This window comes from Sphingobium sp. YR768 (assembly GCF_900111125.1).
Taxonomy (GTDB): Bacteria; Pseudomonadota; Alphaproteobacteria; order Sphingomonadales; family Sphingomonadaceae; genus Sphingobium.
Genome location: NZ_FOGE01000004.1, coordinates 148869 through 168886 on the forward strand (window position 1 = coordinate 148869; position 20018 = coordinate 168886).

Below are 20018 nucleotides of genomic sequence, written 5' to 3' on the forward strand. Positions count from 1 at the left end.
GTTACTTCAGGTCGACCGGTGCAGCCTGCGCATCGGGGAGCGTTGCGCCCATCGCCTTCGCCAGCGTCGGCGCGATCGCCCGCATGTCGATCCGGCCCAAATCCTTGCCCTTGGCGATGTTGGGGCCTGTAATCAGGAAGGTCGCCTCCAGATGGGCGGGGCCGGGCAGATAGCCGTGCATGCCCTTGACCGGCGTAGGCGCGACCAGCGGCGCGGCGGGGCCGCGATAGATGTCAGTGACGAAGCCGGGCTGAAGATTGATCAGGAAGGTCGCCTGCGGATTGGCCCCGGCCTTGGCGATCGTCGCCTTGTCCAGCACGGCCGCGATCCCGTTCGCCGGATTGGCCGCCAGCCGGTCGAGCAGGGCTTTCGTCCTGGTCGCGATCGCTGCATCCTCCGGGCGCGACAGCATGATCGCCGCCGATCCGCCGGCAATCCAGGGCATGGCCTGCCAGGACGCGACCTTGCCATCCTTGTCCAGCATGATCAGCCCATCATCGATGAAGGCGCGGAACAGGTTGAGGCCAGTATGCGTCGCCTCGAACCCATGGTCGCTGACCAGCGCGACTACCGCGTCGGGATGCGCCTTGCGCTCGGCCGCCACCAGATCGCCAACGATGGCGTCGATCTTCTCCAGCACCGCCTTCGCCTGCGGGGTGTCCGGGCCGACGCCATGCTGCTCATGGTCCAGCGCGGTCAGATAGACGGTCAGGAAATCGGGCTTGTGCGCCGCGATCAGCGCGGTGGCGAAACGGCCACGCAACTGGTCGCCGCTCAGGCTCTCGTCGATCCCCATGGCATAGGGCTGGCCGACCGCCGTTTCCAGTTCCGCCTTCAGGCCCGGCGTCGCCAGTGCGTCGAGCAATTTGGCGTCGTCGGGATGGCCGGTATGCCAGATTTGCGGCAGGTTCCAGCTTACGCCTTTCGCCGCGACGCTGACCGGCCAGTGGATGTTGCCGGTCGACAGGCCCGCTTTGGTCGCCGCTTCCCACAGGGTCGGCACCTTGATGTCCTGCGCATACCAGTACCAGCCACCCTGATTGATGCCGGTCGGGTCGAAACTGTTATTGGCGACGATGCCATGCTTCGCCGGGGATACGCCCGTCATCAGTGTCGTATGGCTGGGATAGGTCAGCGTCGGCGCGACGCCGGTCACGCCCGACGCATGGGCGCCGTCCGTCAACAGGCGGCGCAGATTGGGTAGGGAAAGCCCGCGCTTGTCCGCTTCCAGCACGTCGCCGGGCCGCAGCCCGTCGATCGATATCAGCAGAAGCGGTTCCGCCAGCGCCGCCGTGGGCATGCAGGTGGCGAGGAGGAGCGAGACAAGCGCGGCCTTCTTCATGGTTTTAGAACCCCGCCTTCAACGTAGCGAAGAATTGCTGCGGCGCGCCGACCAGCAGGGTCTGCGCGTCGCCGCTATTGCCGAAGCCGCCCGACCCGATGGTGCCGACATATTTCTTGTCGAACAGGTTGGTGGCGTTCAACTGCACCTCGATCTTGTCGGTCAGGCGATAGCCGATCGATGCGTCCACGATCAGGCGGCCGGGGACCGAGGCGTCGTTGGTGTAGCTATAGTAGCGGCGCGACATATAGTTGAGGCCGACGCGGCCAAAGATCGGGCCATTGTCATAGTTGAACTCGCCACGCGCCATATGCTTGGGGCTGTCGACCACGGTCTTGCCCTTGATCGCCGCGACCAGCGTGCCGTCCGAACTGTTGAGCACATCGTCGCGATAGGTCGCGTCGGTATAGCTGTAGCTGGCATAGACGCCGAAACCGCCGCCCAGTTTCAGGTCGCCCGCCGCTTCGACGCCGACCGCGCGGACGCCGCCGACATTCTGAAGCGCGGAGGCCAGACCCTGGATCGGGCTGCCCACCTGCACCGCCAGCAAGCGGTTGCGGAAGTTCACCAGATAGGCGCCCAGCGTGCCGTTGAAGCGCGACGTGTTGTAGCGCAGGCCCAGTTCGAACGTGTCCGACGTTTCGGGCTTCAGATCATCCCTGATCGCGTCGAAACCGGCCTGATTGGTGGAGAAGGGGCCAGTGGTGGTGGCGCTGGCGAAGGCGCGGGTAACCTGCGTGAAGCCGCCGAAGATTTCGGCTTCGGGCGTCAGCTCCACGGCGAAACCGGCATGGGGCTGGAACCAGTCCTGCGCCTTGATCTTGCCCTGCGGGAAGGTCGCCTGCACGATCGCTTCCGCCTTGTTCGTGACCTGGAACCCCTTCCAGCCCAGATTGATCGTCACCATGCCCAGGTCGATCTTGTCCTGCACATGATATTGGAAGGTGTTGGTGGTGAAATCGAACGCCCACTGGGTGTAGAAGGGATCGGTCGGATAATCACGGAAGCTCAGGCCCGGCGAGGTGCGGCTTTCAAAGGCGTAGAAGCGGCGCGCCTGATTGAACTTGTTATTCTCATACCAGGCGCCGACGCTCAGCTGCTGGATGCCCAGCGTATAGTCGACGCTGCCGAACACGCCGATCCGGTCCATGTCATATTCGGTCGTGCGGATCGACATCGGCACGCCATTGGGGCTGGGGGTATAGGGCGTGGCCCACAGGCCCATGCCGCTATTATTGTGATAATAGCTCTTGATCTGGAAACTGGCCTTCTCGCCGATGGGCGAGGTGAAGCCGATCGCACCCAGCCAGTCCTTGCGCAGGCCGGCTGCGTCATAATAGGCGTCGTCCGCGCTGGTGACATTGCCGGGATAGACCTGACCACCGGCGACCGACGCGCCGCTATAGTCATACAGGCCATCGGGGAAGGGCGATCCGCCGCTGTTGCTGATCAGGTCGACGTCGTTCAGCCGATCAGCATAGTCGATCGCGCGGGCATAGTCGGGATAGGTGTTGTCCCAGTTCCAGCCCAGGCGACGGATCATGCCCATCGACATGTCCTGATAATCCTGCTCGCGGCGGTCCGAATAGCTCAGCCAGCCATCGATCTTGGCTTCGCCCACGGGAATCACGACCTTGGCATTGCCCATATGCTGGTCCTGCGTGCCCTGGCCCTTCCACTTGTCGGTGGCGCCATAGCCATAGGAGATATAGCCGCGAATGCCGTCGCGCGTGCCCAGCGCAAGGCGACCGAAGGCGCGCCATGTCTCATCGCTGCCATAGGTCAGGTTGCCCTGCCCCGCGAGCGAACCGCCGCTCAGATAGTCGGCCGGATCAGCGGACAAGGTTTCCACCGTGCCGCCCAGATTGCCGGTCGCCTGCGTGCCGAGTGAGCCGGCGCCCTGCGACACACGGACGCTGCCGATATTCTCGCTGCTGATCGCGCGGGTGATGTGCAGGCCGTTATGGTTGCCATAGCTCATGTCGCCCAGCGGGATGCCGTCGAAGGTGAAGCCAAGCTGATTCTGGTTGAAGCTGCGGATGGTGACGCGCTGCGACCATTCATAATTGCCGAACGGATCGGCTGACTGGAAATTGACGCTGGGCAGCTTCTCGATCGCCTTCAGCGCATTGGTGCCGGGCGTCAGCGTGATGATGTCGCGATTGGTGATTTCCTGCACCTGGCGGGTTTCGCCCCGGCCAAAGACGATGATTTCGGCGCCGGATGCGTCGGCGGCGGCATCGGCGGCCGGCGTTGCATCCTGGGCAAAGGCAGGAGCGGAAATGATGGCAGTCGATGCCAACAACAGAGCGGTGGTGATACGCATGGTCGAATAGTCCCCCTTGTTCGGACCTTGATGTTGGGGGCGCACCTATCCGGGTGATGTTGCGGCGCGATGTGGATTGCTTGACGAAGGCGGGTCAGTTGCATGACTACATTGTCACAATTGCAGTCAATTGTTGCTGGAGCCGATTTCTGCTACGATGCTGTCCGGCTTTCGCGTGTCTGGAGCGCCATATGACCGGTCGCCTTCTGTCCCCTGTCATCGCTCTTGCATCCGGCTGCGGCCTGTTGGTGCAGGTCGGCGCCATGGCCCAAAATCTGGCGCCTCCGCCCGTCAATACAGCGCCGCCCGGCACCGGCGGCGTGATGCTGACGCCCGGCGATGCGGAGGCCGCGATCCAGTCCCAGTATGACAGTGCGGAAAAGCAGGGAACGCAGGCCGGCTGGCTGCTGTTCGTGCAGCGCTACCCGGATCACAGGCTGGCGCAGGAGGCGCGCCGCCGCGCTGTTCTCGCACCGAAAGCGCAATAAGTCTGCAAATTCAACATATTGAAATATGGCTCTGAATTAAGTCGGACTCGAAACGAAATTCTTTCATGTTGCAACGCAAACAGAAATTCAGTTTTACGAGTCGAAAACAACAAGTCGATTACGATCGATGTCATAATTGATTATGTCGCTATGATGCTGATTTTACATAAAATCAATTTCTTGGCACGGTAGGAAAATGCTGCCATTACTCTGCGGAAAATAAGCGGTCGCCATACAGACACAAATAACGTGTCTTCCTCGAATCTTTTGGGAGGTTGTATGGTAAAGGTTGCAGGCAATGGGCCACTGAAGTCCCAGACAGCGTCAGAATCCAACGGCATCGCGTCGTTCGCGGCTGTGGCGCAGGACGGATCCAACATCTTCGACGCAACCCGCGTCGATGCATTGCGCAGCGAAGTTCTGCTGCTTTATCCACAGGATGTCATGACCCCGCCCGCCACGGCGACGGCCGGTGATCTGAATGCACCGCAGGAAAATGGCAGCAGTTCGACGACGGCGGCGCAGGGTGCGACTGGCGACGCCAAGATCGACGGCATATTGAGCGGTATCAAATGGGCCGGCAGCATCACCTATAGCGATGTCGATTCCAGCGCCGATTATCAGGCGGGCTATAGCTCCGATGGCGATGGCGATGGCGTCAGCGCCCAGAATGAGGGCTTTTCGCAATTCACCGGTCAGCAGACGCTGGCGCTTCACACGGCGCTGAACGATGCGACCTACACGCAGCTTGCGGCTGCCTGGGGCTTTTCGGTCGAAGCTTTCACCAATCTGAGCATTACCTATTCCGGCGCCGGGGATGGCAGCGCGACTATTCGCGCCGCCAATTCCAGCGATCCGGGAACGGCCTATGCCTATTATCCCAACAGCAGCATCTATGGTGGCGATACTTTCTTCGGCAACTATTACGACTCGTCCATATACACGCTGAAGAATCCGGTCGCCGGCAACTATGCCTGGCACACCATGATCCATGAACTGGGTCACTCGCTGGGCCTGAAACATGGTCAGGAAACCGGCGGTCCGTCCAACGTCGCTCTGCCGACCGCATGGGATTCGATCGAATTTACGGTCATGACCTATCGCAGCTATGTCGGTGCGCCTTTGTCGGGTTACAGCTACGAACAATGGGGCGCGCCGCAGACCTATATGATGCTGGACATCGCGGCGTTGCAGGAAATGTATGGCGCCGACTTCACCGTGCAATCGGGCGACACCGTCTACACCTGGAGCCCAACGACCGGCGAAACCTATATCAATGGTTCGCTGGCGATCGATCCGGGCGGCAATCGCATCTTCGCGACCATCTGGGATGGCGGCGGCGTCGATACCTACGACCTGTCCAATTACTCCACCAACCTGACGCTGGACCTGAACCCGGGTGGCTATTCGGTGTTCAGCCAGGCCCAGCTTGCCTATCTCGGCAATAATGGCAGCAACGTCTACGCCCGAGGCAACATCTTCAACGCCCTGCTCTATCAGGGCAATAGTGCGTCGATGATCGAAAATGCCGTTGGCGGTTCGGGCGCTGATACCATCACCGGCAATTATATCGACAATATCCTTTCCGGCGGCGGCGGCAACGACTCCATTTATGCCGGTTCGGGCAATGACACGCTTAATGGGGATGACGGTGATGACTATCTGTTCGGGGATTCCGGTACAGATACGCTGAATGGTGGCGCGGGCAACGATACGATCGACGGCTCCTATGGGTCAGACATCATCTATGCTGGCGCGGGTAACGACATCATTTACGGTGGCTGGGACGTCGACACTCTCTATGGTGAAGCTGGCAATGACGTCTTCATCAACCGTGAAGACCTTTCCATTCCCGACGTTGAATGGGGCGACAATATCGATGGCGGATCGGGCACCGACAGGCTCGATCTCAGCAATGTGACGGTCAATTACGGCGCGATCATCGATCTGACGGCCGGCACATGGCAATATGACCCCATTTATGGCGGTTCGTGGACGATCACGTCGGTCGAAAATATCGACGGCACGCAACTGGGCGATACCCTGACCGGCAGCACGGCGGCCAACGTCTTCAACGGCAATGGCGGCAATGACCAGATCTATGCCGGGGCTGGAAACGATACCCTGAATGGCGGCGCGGGCGACGACTTGCTGGTCGGCGGTGCGGGTAACGACATCTTCAACGGCGGCAGCGGCAAAGATCTTATCTACGGTGAGGATGGCAACGACACCTTCCTGCTGGTGAGCGGCTGGAACGGCGGCTATGGCGAGATTTTCGCCGGTGGCGCCGGATCGGACACGTTTGATTATTCGGGCACCAATACCGCCAGCACCATTACCAATCTGGATGACGGGACGTTCACCTATCTGCCCGGCGGATCGGGGCCGATCACCTTGTCCAGTATCGAGAATGTCGTGGGCAATACCGGCGCGGATACGATCATCGGCACTGGTGCAGCCAATATCTTCACCGGCAACGACGGTGATGACATTCTGCAAAGCCATGGCGGCAACGACACCCTCAGTGGCGGCAACGGCAACGATCTGCTGAACGGCGGCGGCGATAACGACGTCATGGATGGCGGCGCTGACATCGACACCGTCACCTATGCCGGAGCGGTGGCAGCCGTGACCGTCAGCCTGGCCGTGACCGTGGCACAGGCGACCGGTGGATCGGGCAGTGACACAATCACCAATGTCGAAAATCTGACCGGTTCCAGCTATAACGACACGCTGACCGGCAACACGGCGGCCAACGTTCTGGATGGCGGTGCCGGTGCGGACATCTTGACCGGCGGTACGGGCAACGACACCTATTATGTCGACAATGTCGGTGATAATGTCGTCGAAATCGACAATGAAGGCACTGATACGATCTTCTCGTCCGTGACATATGCCCTGACGGGTCGGATTGTCGAAACATTGACGCTTGTCGGGGCGGCGGCTCTTGATGGTACGGGCAATAACCGCGCCAACACGATCAACGGCAATGACGGCAACAATATCCTGACTGGCCTGGACGGCAATGACACACTGAATGGCGGCTCGGGTGCCGACACCCTTAACGGCGGCGCCGGTAACGACACGCTGGATGGTGGCGCGCATACTGATACCGCTACCTATGTTGACGCAACAGCGGCCGTCACGGTCAGCTTGGCGATCGCAGGCGGGCAAAACACCGGTGGTGCGGGCACCGATACGCTGATCAGCATCGAAAAGCTGACCGGATCCGGTTTCAACGACACGCTGACAGGCGATGGCAACGCCAATACGCTTGACGGCGGTGCTGGCGCTGACGTCCTCACCGGCGGCGCAGGGGACGACACCTATTATGTCGACAATGTCGGCGATAATGTGGTCGAGGCTGACGGTGCCGGTACCGACCGCATTTTCTCCTCCGTGTCCTATACCCTATCTGGCCGGATCGTCGAAACGCTGAGTCTGACCGGCACTGCGAACATCAACGCGACAGGCAATGGCCGTGCCAATACCCTGAACGGCAATGACGGCAATAATATCCTGCTGGGCCTTGATGGGCTGGACGTACTGAACGGCGGCCTGGGTAATGACACGCTGAACGGTGGTCTGGGCAACGACACGCTGAATGGCGGAGCAGGTGCGGATACATTCATATTCGATAGCGCCCTGGGTGCGACGAATATCGATGCGATCAGCGGCTACACCGTGGCCGATGATACCATCTCGCTGGAAAACGCGGTGTTCACCGGACTGGCGACCGGCACACTCTCGGCGGCGGCCTTCTTCATTGGTGCGGCGGCGAATGATGCGAGCGATCGGATCATCTATAATAGCGCCACTGGCGCGTTGCTGTTCGATGTGGATGGTACCGGGGCGGGGGCCGCGATCCAATTCGCCACGCTGTCCACCGGGCTTGCGCTGACGGCAAGTGAATTTGTCGTGACATGATCAACTGATCCCTGTCGCAGAAAAGAAGGGCCGTCCGACGATCGGGCGGCCCTTCTTGCATTGTACTATGGATTCATTTGATTGATATTTACCCGAACGGCCAAATTACCCCGATGGAGGTTTCATATGACTGTCCGCTTGCCCGTTCTCAAGGATATTGCTGCCTCCACTTCAGCGCTGACGGCTGACATCGCATCGACACTTGTTCAGGATGTCATCCGCGCCCTTGCGATCCCCGTCGATGCACAGATTGTCGGCACCGAAGCCGATGATCTCCTTTATGGCGGTACCGGCAACGATTTGATCGATGGGCGCGGCGGCAATGATAATCTGCAAGGCGGTCTGGGACAGGATGTGCTGCTGGGTGGCGCAGGCGACGATTATCTGGATGGCAATGAGCATGCCGACCGGATGGAAGGCGGCGCGGGCAACGACATATATCGCGTCGACGACTATGGCGACGTGGTGGTCGAGGCGGCGGGGCAGGGCGATGATCTGGTTGTCGCCCGGATTTCCTATTCCCTCGCCAATATGCAGGTGGAAAATCTCATCCTCGTTGGCAGCGCCGTTACGGGGCAGGGCAATGGTCTGAACAACCTGCTGTTGGGGAATGATAGCGACAATCTGCTTCAGGGCATGGACGGCAATGACCGCATCGAAGGCGGCGCTGGCAATGACAGGCTGCATGGCGGGGCCGGTGACGATCATCTGATCGGTGGCGACGGGCATGACCGGTTCAATGGCCAGCAGGGCGCGGACCGGATGGAGGGCAATAACGGCAACGACACCTATTATGTCGATGATTATGGCGATCAGGTCATCGAACGGCCCGGGGAAGGCTATAACGACCGTATTTTCGCCAGTATTTCCTATTCGCTCGAAGGCACGAATGTCGAAAATCTGATCCTGGAAGGACGCGCGCGATGGGGCATCGGCAACGATCAGGATAACCGTCTGACTGGCAATGATGGGGACAATTACCTGACCGGGGAGGGAGGCGACGATCATATTTTCGGAGGAGCAGGCGCGGATAGGATAGTCGGGGATGACGGCAACGACGTCATTCATGGTGAGGCTGGCGACGATGAACTTGAAGGTGGCGATGGCGACGATATTCTCGATGGCGGCGCGGGCTATGACTTGTTCTGGGGCGGGAAGGGCGACGACGTCTATTATCTGACCGAAGGCGTGCCGTTCGAAAGCGAATATGATCTGTGGGACAGGGTCTATGAAGCTCCCGACGAAGGCATCGACACCATCTATGCCTATGCCAAATCCAGCTGGGTCGATTATCATCTGTTCGACAATGTCGAAAATCTGATCCTCTATGGCCCGGCCGAAGGTGCGGGCTGGCTTTATGGCAACGGCCTGTCCAACCGCATCATCCATAATGATGGTGATGGCGTCATCTTCGGCGGCGATGGCGACGACCATATCGAGGCCGGGGGCGGTGACGACTATGTCACGGGTAATGATGGCAATGACGTTATTCTGGGGGAATCGGGTAACGACACGCTTTTTGGCTATGGCGGCGATGATGTGCTGGAAGGTGGTGATGGCGACGACATTCTCGATGGCGGCGAGGGACATGACCAACTGTTCGGCGGGAACGGCAATGACCAGCTCGGCAGTCTGGACGGCGCTATCGAAACGATGGATGGCGGGCCTGGCGATGATATTTACGAGATCGATTCAAGGAGCGACGTGATTGTCGAAGACGCATCAGCGGCGTCTTTCGACACTGTCCGCGCTTATGTCAGCTACACGCTGGCCAATGATGTGTCTGTCGAACGGATGGAATTGCACAGCAAGGGTAATCATAATCTGACGGGCAACGGCTATGCGCAGGCCATCATCGGCAATCACCGCAACAACAGCCTCAACGGCATGGGCGGGAATGACATACTGATCGGCGGAGCCGGGGTCGACCGGCTGACCGGAGGCGATGGCGCCGATATATTCCAGTTCGGCAGTCCGCTGACCGACAGCGGCGATATCATCACCGACTATGTTGCGGCCGACGACAGCATCATCCTTGAAAAGGCGATTTTTACCAAGATACCCTTGGGTGCTCTGCCCGTCGGGGCTTTTCGGATGGGATCGATGGCGTTGGATGCCGGCGACCGCATTTTGTACGATAGCGCAACCGGCGCGCTCTATTATGATGCCGATGGCAATGGTGTGAAGGAGGCATCGCAATTCGCCACCCTCACACCGGGGCTGGCTCTCACGGCGGCGGAATTCGTCGTAATCTGATTGCGTTACCGGCGATAACAGGCAGACGAAAGAGCGCGATGACTGAAATCACCGCGCTCCTTGTTCACTCGCGGAACGCCGTTTCCTTCAGGCGGGTCAGCGGGGTCAGCAGGTAGCTCAGGATGGACCGCTTGTCGCCCAGCAGGTTGACGTCCGCGCCCATGCCGGGGCCGATGCGCAGGCGACGGCCGCTGGCGTCTGTGATGGCGTCGCTGCTGGTGCGGATGCGGACCAGATAATGGCTGTCGCCGGTCCGTTCATTGACCACCGCGTCCGGCGAGATCGCGACGACTTCGCCCGGCATCGATCCATAGACCGCGCTGTCATAGGCGCTGATATTGACCTTCGCCCTCTGCCCCAGCTTCACCGACGCAATATCCTTGGCCATCACGGCCGCTTCGATCAGCAGGCTGTCGCGGCCCGGCACCATTTCCAGCAGCGGATCGCCCGGCCGCACACTGCCGCCGATAGTGGTCACGAACACCCGGTTGACCCGGCCGTCGAGCGGTGCGCGAACGATGGTGCGGCTGAACTTGTCCTCATAGGCGGGCAGGGCCGCCTGCCGCGTGGCGATTTCGCCCCGCGCGATCGCCAGTTCGTCGGCCGCGCGGGCAATCCAGTCGCGCTTCTGCTGCATCGCGGTCGATTGCGCTTCGGCCAGGCTGGACTGCGCGCGTGCCACGGAGGCCGCCGCGCCCGCCGCCTCGCTGGTCGATACGCTGACGGCATTTTGCGCCTGCAACAGCGCCCGACGCGGCTCGATCCCTTCCTGCACCAGCGGCCGGATGAGGTTGAGGTCCGCCTTCGCCGTCTCGCGCGAGGCATCGCGCGAATCCTGCGTCGCGCGGTTCTCCGCGATCATCCGCTGCGCCTGCGCGATGCGCGCGGAGCCGATGCCGTTCAGGCTGTTCAGTTCGGCCATGCGGGCATTGTAGAGGCTGCGCTCGACTTCGATCTGGCTTGCCATCACCGGATCGCGCGCTTCGGGGAAGCGCGGTGCCCGGCCGGTAATCTCCGCCTCCAGCCGCGCGATCTTCAGCGACAGCGCGTCGCTTGTCGTCCGGCTGCTCGCCAGTTCCGCGCCGCTCTGCGTGGGGTTCAGGCGCACCAGCGGCGTGCCCTGCTTCACATCCTGTCCGGTGCGAACCAGAATAGCCTCGACCACGCCGCCTTCCAGATTGGAAATGACCTGCAATTGCGAGCTGGGAATGACCTTGCCGATCGCGCGGACGGTGCGGTCGATGTTGGTCAACGCGGCCCAAAGCACGAAGATGACCATGAAGGCCAATATGCCCCACAGGAAGATATTGGCCGGGACGGTCGGCTTGATATGGCCGTCCGCCGTGGTTTCGACGCCGCGGGTCATGCCGCTTTCCCTCCCGAAAGGCGCTGAAGTATCGCGTCGCGCGGGCCGTCGGCGACGATCTTGCCCTGGTCCAGCACGATCACGCGATCGACCAGCCGCAACAGCGACGTGCGGTGCGTGATCAACAGCACCGTGCGGCCACCGACTTCCGGCTGCAACCGGCGGATCAACTCCGCCTCCGTCTGCGCGTCCATGGCGCTGCTGGGTTCGTCGAACAACAGGATCGGCGGATTGCCCACCAGCGCCCGAGCAATGGCGATCGACTGGCGCTGCCCGCCCGACAGGCCTTCGCCCCGATCGGTCAAGCGCAGGTCATAACCATTGACGATCTGTCCCATGAAGCGATGGGTGCCGCTGATTTCAGCGGCGCGCAGCATCTCGTCATGGTCGCCCGCCTCGCGATCAAGGCAGATATTGTCGCGCACCGATCCGGCCATCAGCACATTGTCCTGCATGGCCACGCCGATGAAGCTGCGCACCTGCCGTGTATTATATTGCCGCACATCGGCACCGTCGATCAGGACGACGCCTTCCTGCGGTTCGTACAGGCCCAATACCAGCCGGGCGATGGTCGACTTGCCCGATCCCACCCGGCCCAGAAAGCCGACCCGCTCCCCGGCAGCGATCGTCAGGTTGATGCCGTTCAGCGCATTTTCCGGCGCGCCGGGATAGCGGAACATGACATTGCGCAACTCGATCTTGCCGTCGATCTTGGTGGGCATCAGGCCTTCGCCAGCCGGCCCTTCGTCGGGCGTCTCCATCAGCGCGTTGATCTGGCGATAGGCGATGCGCGTGGCCGACAGGCGTGACAGCAAGGTCGCGATCTGCGCCAGCGGAGCGATCGCCCGGCCGCACAGGATGGAGCAGGCCAGCAGCGCGCCGGTGGTGATCACATGATCACGCAGCAGGCCGACGCCCAGGATGATGATCCCGCAATAGGCTATGGTGTTGGCGCTGTTGGCGACGGTGATGGCGACCGATGCGGTCAGCCGCTGGCCCAGCGAACTGTGCGAATGTTTGATCAGCGCCTTGCGCCAGCGTTCGCGCTGCATCGGGCCGGCGCCGATCGCCTTGACCGTCTCCAGGCTGCCGATCGTTTCGATCAGCACCGATTGCTTGACCAGACCGTCGCCCAGGCTCTTCGCCGACAGCCGGTCGAGCGCCGGATTGGTGAAGACGCCAGCCAGGATCACCACCGGGATCATCAGCAGCGGCGGCAACACCAATATACCGCCCAGCGCCGCGATCACCGACAGGGTGATGAGGATGAAGGGCACGTCGATGATGGCGGACAGGGTGGCGGAGGCGAAGAAGTCGCGCAGCGTCTCCAGTTCGCGCATCAGGCCGGTCAGCGTGCCGGTCGATCCCTTGCGCTTGTCCAGCCGCAGCGCCAGCAGCTTGGCAAACAGCGTATCACCCACGTCATGGTCGATATTGGCGCCCGCCACGTCGACGAAATAGACGCGCAGCAGCCGCAACACGAAATCGAACAGCAGCACGATCACCAGCCCGATCGTCAGCCCCACCAGCGAGGAGGAGGCATCGTTCGGGATCACCCGGTCATAGACGGTCATGGTGAACAGGGAGGAGACGAGCGCGAACAGGTTGATCATCAGCGCCGCGATGGCGACCTTCACATAGGTTGCGCGGTTGCGCAGCATCGGCTCGATCAGCCAGGGCGCAAAGCGTTCCCTGGCCGCCGCGATCAAGGGCTGGTCGTTCATGGCCGGGCGGTCCTGTCCGAAAGGTCGATGGAAAGATGGGGCAGCAACTGGCCGGTCTTGGCCAGCAGGATGAAGCGCGCTGCGTCGCTGTCCGACAGGGACTGCACATAATTGGCCGCGCTGTAGAAATAATTATCCTCGGCGCTTTGCAGGTCCAGCAGGTCGCCCTGTGACGATGCGAAGCGGGCGGCGATCACGTCGCGCGTGTCGCGGCTGGCGCGATAGGCATTTTCGGCCGCCACCAACTGGGCATCCAGTGCCTTGAGGTCGGACAAGGCCGTCTGGGCGTCACGCAGCGCATCCTGCCTGACGCGGGTGGCATAGGCTTCGGCGGCGTCGGCGCGCGCGGTCGCCTGATCGGCCTTCGCGTTGAACCCCGCGCCTAGCTGCGCGCGCACGATGATGCGGCCGCGAATGTCATAATCGCCCGAATTTTCGAACACGCCATAACGGCCCGCATCGACCCCAGCGGCGATGGTGGGCAGGCGCTCGGCGCGGGCAGCGCGGGAATCCTGCCGTGCGGCGCGGGCTTCCGCCTCCGCCTTGCGCACCGTGGGCGATTGCAGCAGCAGCGCTTCCAGTCCGGCGGCCTCGGTGGGCAGGTCGCGGGGCAACGGCGCCCGGGCCAGTTGCGCGGGCGCATCATGCCCGGTCAGCGCACGATATTGCGCTTCCGCGGTATTGAGATCGCGCCGGAAGCGCGCCAGCCGCAACTGGGTGGTGGCGATCGAACTGTCCACGCGGGGCAGGTCGCCGCGCGCTGAATAGCCCTGCTGGATGCGGCGCTGGAGTTGCGCGCGCACCTGTTCCTGCCGCTTGCCATAGTCGATCGCGGCCTGCTCCATCAGGCGCTGGGCGAAGATGGCGTACCAGGCGGCGATGGTGCGCAGCGCCACATCCTCCCCCTGGCTACGGGTCGTCAGGCGCGCGGCTTCCACCCGCGCGTTGCTGGCGCTGATTCGGCTCGATGCCGATCCGAAATCGAGCAGGCGCTGGCGCACCGAAGCGCTGGCGTCGGTGCGGCCCTCGGGCCGCGACCGTTCGATGATATTGCCGATATCGTTGGAAAAATTGCGCGCCAGCGATCGATTCGCATCCACCGTCAGGTCGATCGACGGGAACAGCGCCGACTTGGCCTGCACCCGCGCAGCCTCCGCCTCGCGTTCGCCAGCCTGTGCTTCGTCGATGACGGCATTGGTCTCGACGGCGGCCTGGACTTCGCCATGGAACAGGGCCGGATCGCTGGCCGCTTCCGCGCTTCGCAGCAAAGGATCATCAGTCGTTGGCGCGGAAAAGGGCGTCATATTGGGCGGCGCCAGCACCGAAGAGGGCTGCGCGCATGCAGGCGCGACGACACCGGCGAGCAGCGCCGCCCACGCAACGCCCCGCTTCATGGCGCGAACGCGCCAGCCGGCTTCCTTGCCTCTATCCCCCAGCACAGCGTACCCCAACGCCTATATCCCCCAAGCATCATCCGCAGAGCCATTGCAAAGGCCTGCGGAGACGATGTGCGGGCGATATGCCCGAATAACCATAAGCAGGCAACTTGGTTCGCGACGAGTTGTCACAAAGTCGCGATCGTGACGGCGATGGTCATCTTCTTGCCCATTACGTGGGCAGGAAAGACGTTCCGGACATGTTATATTTCAGCGTAAAGAAATGGCTTTCAGGGGCTGCGAGTCTGTTTGGGAATGCGCCTTTGGCGCATCCGCACCGGCCCTCACCCCCACCCGACCGCCCACATATGGTACCCTGTTGGGCGGTCGGGTGGGGGTGAGGGCCGGTGCGGCTACAAAAATGCGCTCTTTCGCGCATTTTTCAAACGGTCTCTGTGAAACGCCGGAGCCGATGCCCCGGCGTCTCCCGATATCTTTACCAGGCGAATCGCAGCGATCCGACCACGGTGCGCGGCGCGCCATAATAGCAGCTATTGTTGAACGGGCAGGCCGAAATATGCGTCTTGTCGAACAGGTTGCTGGCGTTGACCGCCAGGCTCCACCGATCCAGCCCGACCTTGGCCAGATCATAGCCGATCAGCGCATCCACCAGAATGAAGCCGTCGGTATGGAATCGCCGGAAGGTGGTGACATTGTTGATGATCGCATAGGTGGTGGTGCCGTCCGATCCGCCGACATAGCGCACCCCTGCACCCAGACTAAGGCCCGCCAGCGGACCGCTCGCCTTGGCCGCCTTGCCGAAATCATAGGAGAGGAAGGTCGATGCCGCCCATTCCGGCGTGCCGAGCTGGCGCGTGCCGGTGGTCGTGGGCGTTCCGCTGTTGGTCGCGGTCGCCCCGACGGCCGGCGCGCCCTGGGTGATGATCGCGTCGGTATAGCTGGCCGCCGCAATGATATCGAAGCCCGGCGCGATCTCGCCGCGCCCTTCCAGTTCCACGCCGCGTACCCGCACTTCGCCGATCTGGATCTGGGCGGTGGAGGGGATTGATCCAGTGCCGGCCTCCGGATGGCTGACCAGCACATTCTGTCGCCGCAGATCATAGGCGGACAGGGTGAAGATCGCATTGGTCCCGGTCGGCTGATATTTCAGCCCGGCCTCATATTGGCGGCCGGTTACGGGTGTTGCCGAGCGATTTTCGGTCGGTGACACGAAGACGGTGCCCGATTGCGGTTCGAAGGATTCGGCATAGCTGACATAGGGCGACAGGCCGAAGGCGGATTCATACAGAGCGCCCAGCCGCATGGTGAAGGCCGACTGGTCGAAGCGCGTGACCGGCGCGGCGCGGGCGGCGGCGGTGGTCGGGTTGAGGTTCAGCGAACTTTGGTCGTACCAGTCCTGTCGGCCGCTGGCGATCAGTTGCAGCCGGCCGATCGACATCTGATCCTGAAAATAGACGCCGGTCTGGTCGCGCTTGCCATAGCTGTTGGTATAGGCGCGCGCCGCGCTGGCAAGGCCGGACAGGTCCTTCAGGTCGAAGGTCGGCAGACCCGTGCCATAGGTCGGCGCGAACAGGCTGAGATTGGGAATGCCCTGGGTCACGCGGCTGTTGAACTGCTGCACATTTTCGCCGGTAATGCGCTGATAATCGACCCCGACCAGGATATTATGCTGGATCGGGCCGGTCGCGAACTTGGCGTTCAGGCTGTTGTCTAGCGTCAGCGTATCGAAATCCTCGTCCGCGCCGCCGCCACCGCGGAAGATGCGGGAATAGTCGCTGTTGGTGGAGGTTCCCGTGCCGGTCGTCAGGAAACCGGACACATAAAGCTGGCGGTAGGACAGCTTGTTGTTCTGGAACCGGAAATTGGACCGGACCGTCAGATGCTCGTTAAAATCATGGCGGAAGAAGGCGGCGATCGACTTCGCTTTGTGATTATAGCGCTCATAGCCGGGATCGCCGGTGTTGATGTCGCGCGGCAACATGCCCAGCCCGCCGTTGGACAAAACCGTGCCATAGGCCGGCACGCCCGAATAGCCGCCGCCGCTCGGCGCATGCTGATAGGCGGCGACCAACGTGAAGCTGGTGTCGGGGGCCGGGGCAAAGGTCAGCATCGGGCTGACATGATAGCGTTCGGAAAAAGTGCCGTCGGTCAGGCCGTCCGACTTCTGCCATCCGCCCACGACGCGGGCGAGCAGTCGGCCTTCGCTGTCGAGCGGCTGATTGACGTCGCCGACGAAGCGCAGGCTGTCATAATTGCCGACCTGCGCCTCGAACCGCCCGAACCCGTTCGCTTCGGGCATCTTGCTGGTCAGGTTGACGAGGCCGCCCGGCGTGGAATTGCCATAGAGGACCGATGCCGGCCCCTTCACCACGTCGATATGGTCGATGCGGTTGAAGTCGATCTGCGGCGTGGAATAGGGGCCGGCGATCAGCCGCATTCCGTCCAGAAAGACGCCGGGCGAAAAGCCGCGCAGGATGAGTTGGTCATAGCGGGTGACCATCCCGCCGCGCTGGTTGGGGGAAACGCCCGCGACATAGCCCAGCGCCTGATTGATCGACAGCGCGTTGCGCCGGATCAGTTCGTCATTGTCGATGATGGTGATGCTCTGCGCCGTCGCCATCAGCGGGGTGTCGGTCTTGGTGCCCGATCCGGTCTGATTATCCTTCAGGCCGGTGACGATGATCGTGTCGCTATTGGCGTCGGCGGCATCTTCTGCCTGAGCCAGAGCGGGCAGAAGCGCGCATAGTGCGACACCAAAATAGACAGATGCACGCGTTGCGCGCCGACGATGCAGACGCGCGGACCTGGCCGAAAAGATAATCATAAATTCCCCCTGTTGCGAATGATAATAATAACGATTCGCAATTGCTACTAGACGGCGCATCCGTTAGAGGCAAGGCAATCGCCGTGCAGAGGAGCGCATGAAGACTGATCGTTTGACACCGCCCCGACGCGCGCCGGGGCGTGCTATTGCCATGGCCGCGCGCTGCCTGACGGCGTTGGTGGGCGGCTATGCCGCTGCATCCGGACTGGCTTCGCTGCTGGCGCGGTCGCTGCCGATCGCGCGGGTGGAGGCGACGGCCTGGGGCATGATCCTGTCCTTCCTGATCTATGCGCTGCTGGCGCTGTGGGCCTTCCATGAATCGCGACTGCTGCGTGTCGCGGCAGTTATCTGGGGCAGCGCGCTGCTTTCGGTCGCGCTGCTCTGGCTGATGGGACCACGGCCATGAGCAAGGTGGAGGAGATGGACGGCGCGCGGGGCCTGCGCCAGTCGATGGCGTGGATTCACACCTGGCTGGGGCTGCTGGCCGGCTGGATATTATTCGCCATGTTCCTGACCGGCACGGCCAGCTATTTCCGGCCGGAAATCACTCGCTGGATGCAGCCCGAACTGCGACTGGCGCCGGTGACGCCCCGGCAGGCGGCGGAAAGCGCGGTCGCGCATATGCAGGCGACGTCGCCCGACGATGAACAATGGTATATCTACCTGCCCGACGATCGCACGGTGGAAACCCGCATCTTCGCGCTCGCCCGCCCCAATCCCGATCCCAAGGCGCCACCCGCGCCGCGTCGGCCGGAAATCCGGCTCGACCCGATCAGCGGCGAACCCGTAACCGCGCGGGAGACGCGCGGGGGCGAGCATTTCTACCGCTTCCATTTCCAGCTTCAATTGCCCCATCCTTGGGGGCGCTGGCTGGCGGGGCTGTGCGCCATCTTCATGCTGGCGGCGATCATATCCGGCGTGGTGACGCACAAGCGTTTCTTCGCCGACTTCTTCATGCTGCGCTGGAACAAGGGGCAGCGTAGCTGGCTCGACGCGCATAATGTCTCGGCGGTGCTGGCGCTGCCCTTCCACGCGATGATCACCTATACCGGGCTGATCACGCTGGTCGTGATGTACATGCCCTGGCCCGCCGTCGCCAATTACGCCAAGCCCGCCGGCTTTTTTGCCGAAGCCTATGGCCGCGATGCCGATGATCCGGCGTCGGGTCGTGCCGTACCGCTCGCGCCGATCGGGCCGATGGTCGATGCTGCCGCGCGCGAATGGCAGGGCGGCCGTCCCCGCACGATCGTCATCCGCAATCCCAATGATGGTGCCGCGACGGTGACGATCCTGCGCAGCAGCGCCGATCAGCTCAATGCCCGCGGCGCCTCCATCACCTATTCGGGCGTCACCGGCCGGAAGCTGTCGGCCTCGCCCGCGCCGGGCGCGGCGATCGCGACGGCCGGGGTGATGCTGGGGCTTCATCTGGGCAATTTTGCCGGGCCCGTGCTGCGCTGGACCTATTTCCTGCTTGGCCTGACGGGCGCGGCGATGGTCGGGACCGGCCTACTGCTCTGGACCGCCAAGCGGCGCAAGCCGGGGGCGAAGCCCTTCTTCGGCTTCCGTCTGGTGGAGCGGCTGAACATCAGCGCCATCGCCTGTCTCCCGGCCGGCATGGCGGCCTTCCTGCTGGCCAACCGGTTGATCCCGGCCGCCCTGCCGGGGCGGGAAGCGCTGGAGGTGAAGGCGATGTACTGGACCTGGTTCGGGCTGGCGGCCTTGATGCTGCTGCGCCCGGTTCGCCGCGCCTGGCCGGAGGCGCTGACGCTGTCGGCCGCCGCTTTCCTGTCGCTGCCGCTGGTCAATAGCGCGACCACCGATCGCGGCCTGTTCGCCAGCCTGCGTAGCGGTGACACGCTGTTCCTGTCCTTCGACGCGGCCATGATCGCGATCGGCGCATTGCTGGCCTTCGGTGCCTGGCGCGCCACGCGGGTCAAGGCAGCGCCGGTGCGCAAGCGACGGATGATGACCCCGCCGTCGCCCCCCTTGGCCTCCGTGATGCGGGAGACTGTCGATGTCGCTTGAAACCGGCCTGATCGGCTATGCCGCGCTCGCCAGTCTCGCGCTGGCGGTCAAGAAATACCGGCCGTCGCCGCCCTTGCCGATGCTGCCCTCGCCTTCGGTGGCACGCTGGTCCGGCTGGCTGCTGCTGGGGCTGGCGGCGATCGTGGCTGTGCTGCGCTTTGGCGCGGGGCAGGGCGTGGTCGCCTGGATCGGCCAATTGTGCGTCAGTGGCGCGGCCCTGGTGCTGCTGATGTCCTGGCGACCACGCCTCGCTTATGGTCTGGCGGTGCCGGTGGCGGCGATCGGCCTGTTGTTGACGCTAGTCTGACACAGGAAGCACATCGCTGATCGGGCGCACCTGCCC

The 20018-nt window shown here is 62.5% G+C and carries 12 protein-coding genes; 6 read left to right on the forward strand and 6 right to left on the reverse strand.

The features are described 5' to 3' along the window. Position 1 precedes the first annotated feature (1 nt). Both BMX92_RS07630 and BMX92_RS07635 read right to left on the reverse strand, forming a co-directional pair. Positions 2-1342 (reverse strand): alkaline phosphatase family protein, encoded by a 1341-nt coding sequence (locus BMX92_RS07630; protein WP_093014391.1) that lies wholly within the window; start codon positions 1340-1342, stop codon positions 2-4. Positions 1343-1346: 4 nt separating this feature from the next. Then, entirely contained in the window at positions 1347-3668 is a 2322-nt protein-coding gene (locus tag BMX92_RS07635; protein ID WP_093014394.1) for a TonB-dependent receptor, read from the reverse strand. Positions 3669-3859: 191 nt separating this feature from the next. Here BMX92_RS07635 and BMX92_RS07640 point away from each other — a divergent pair, with 191 nt between their 5' ends. The 3 genes from BMX92_RS07640 (at position 3860) to BMX92_RS07650 (ending at position 10339) form a co-directional block, all read left to right on the forward strand. Further along, positions 3860-4156, forward strand: coding sequence for a hypothetical protein (locus BMX92_RS07640; RefSeq protein WP_093014397.1), 297 nt, complete (start codon positions 3860-3862; stop codon positions 4154-4156). Between the two features lie 279 nt (positions 4157-4435). Further along, positions 4436-8083, forward strand: coding sequence for a M10 family metallopeptidase (locus BMX92_RS28300; RefSeq protein WP_093014400.1), 3648 nt, complete (start codon positions 4436-4438; stop codon positions 8081-8083). A 126-nt stretch (positions 8084-8209) separates the two neighbouring features. Further along, complete coding sequence (locus tag BMX92_RS07650) at positions 8210-10339, forward strand: calcium-binding protein (RefSeq protein WP_093014403.1); 2130 nt, start codon at positions 8210-8212, stop codon at positions 10337-10339. Positions 10340-10403: 64 nt separating this feature from the next. Here BMX92_RS07650 and BMX92_RS07655 read toward each other — a convergent pair whose 3' ends face one another. The 4 genes from BMX92_RS07655 to BMX92_RS07670 all read right to left on the reverse strand — a co-directional run bounded on the left by BMX92_RS07655 (position 10404) and on the right by BMX92_RS07670 (position 17650). Continuing rightward, complete coding sequence (locus tag BMX92_RS07655; RefSeq protein WP_093014406.1) at positions 10404-11705, reverse strand: HlyD family type I secretion periplasmic adaptor subunit; 1302 nt, start codon at positions 11703-11705, stop codon at positions 10404-10406. After that, positions 11702-13429, reverse strand: a complete 1728-nt coding sequence (locus BMX92_RS07660; protein WP_093014409.1) for an ATP-binding cassette domain-containing protein — start codon at positions 13427-13429, stop codon at positions 11702-11704. Before BMX92_RS07660 ends, BMX92_RS07655 begins: the two co-directional genes overlap by 4 nt. After that, the gene (locus tag BMX92_RS07665) at positions 13426-14868 is read right to left on the reverse strand and encodes a TolC family protein (RefSeq protein WP_256213309.1); all 1443 of its coding nucleotides are present in this window, start codon (positions 14866-14868) and stop codon (positions 13426-13428) included. Before BMX92_RS07665 ends, BMX92_RS07660 begins: the two co-directional genes overlap by 4 nt. Before the next feature lie 433 nt (positions 14869-15301). Then, positions 15302-17650, reverse strand: coding sequence for a TonB-dependent siderophore receptor (locus tag BMX92_RS07670; RefSeq protein ID WP_177184960.1), 2349 nt, complete (start codon positions 17648-17650; stop codon positions 15302-15304). Positions 17651-17747: 97 nt separating this feature from the next. Between BMX92_RS07670 and BMX92_RS07675 the strand changes: the two genes are divergently transcribed. Genes BMX92_RS07675 through BMX92_RS07685 form a run of 3 tightly spaced genes read left to right on the forward strand, consistent with a single transcriptional unit; the run spans position 17748 to position 19982 of the window. Then, complete coding sequence (locus BMX92_RS07675) at positions 17748-18056, forward strand: iron transporter (RefSeq protein WP_143066738.1); 309 nt, start codon at positions 17748-17750, stop codon at positions 18054-18056. Further along, positions 18053-19675 carry a PepSY-associated TM helix domain-containing protein gene (locus BMX92_RS07680; RefSeq protein ID WP_093014418.1) on the forward strand — a complete coding sequence of 541 codons (1623 nt, stop codon included), beginning with the start codon at positions 18053-18055 and terminating at the stop codon, positions 19673-19675. The genes BMX92_RS07675 and BMX92_RS07680 overlap by 4 nt, the downstream gene beginning before the upstream one ends. Further along, complete coding sequence (locus tag BMX92_RS07685; RefSeq protein WP_093014421.1) at positions 19665-19982, forward strand: DUF3325 domain-containing protein; 318 nt, start codon at positions 19665-19667, stop codon at positions 19980-19982. Before BMX92_RS07680 ends, BMX92_RS07685 begins: the two co-directional genes overlap by 11 nt. The last annotated feature ends 36 nt before the right edge of the window (positions 19983-20018 follow it).

Bases quoted from the DNA above. Each gene is read 5' to 3' on its own strand.
- BMX92_RS07660 (WP_093014409.1), bottom strand. From the start codon at position 13,429: ATGAACGACCAGCCCTTGATCGCGGCGGCCAGGGAACGCTTTGCGCCC.
- BMX92_RS07675 (WP_143066738.1), top strand. From the start codon at position 17,748: ATGAAGACTGATCGTTTGACACCGCCCCGACGCGCGCCGGGGCGTGCT.
- BMX92_RS07630 (WP_093014391.1), bottom strand. From the start codon at position 1,342: ATGAAGAAGGCCGCGCTTGTCTCGCTCCTCCTCGCCACCTGCATGCCC.
- BMX92_RS07680 (WP_093014418.1), top strand. From the start codon at position 18,053: ATGAGCAAGGTGGAGGAGATGGACGGCGCGCGGGGCCTGCGCCAGTCG.
- BMX92_RS07650 (WP_093014403.1), top strand. From the start codon at position 8,210: ATGACTGTCCGCTTGCCCGTTCTCAAGGATATTGCTGCCTCCACTTCA.
- BMX92_RS07655 (WP_093014406.1), bottom strand. From the start codon at position 11,705: ATGACCCGCGGCGTCGAAACCACGGCGGACGGCCATATCAAGCCGACC.
- BMX92_RS07640 (WP_093014397.1), top strand. From the start codon at position 3,860: ATGACCGGTCGCCTTCTGTCCCCTGTCATCGCTCTTGCATCCGGCTGC.
- BMX92_RS07685 (WP_093014421.1), top strand. From the start codon at position 19,665: ATGTCGCTTGAAACCGGCCTGATCGGCTATGCCGCGCTCGCCAGTCTC.
- BMX92_RS07670 (WP_177184960.1), bottom strand. From the start codon at position 17,650: ATGATTATCTTTTCGGCCAGGTCCGCGCGTCTGCATCGTCGGCGCGCA.
- BMX92_RS28300 (WP_093014400.1), top strand. From the start codon at position 4,436: ATGGTAAAGGTTGCAGGCAATGGGCCACTGAAGTCCCAGACAGCGTCA.
- BMX92_RS07635 (WP_093014394.1), bottom strand. From the start codon at position 3,668: ATGCGTATCACCACCGCTCTGTTGTTGGCATCGACTGCCATCATTTCC.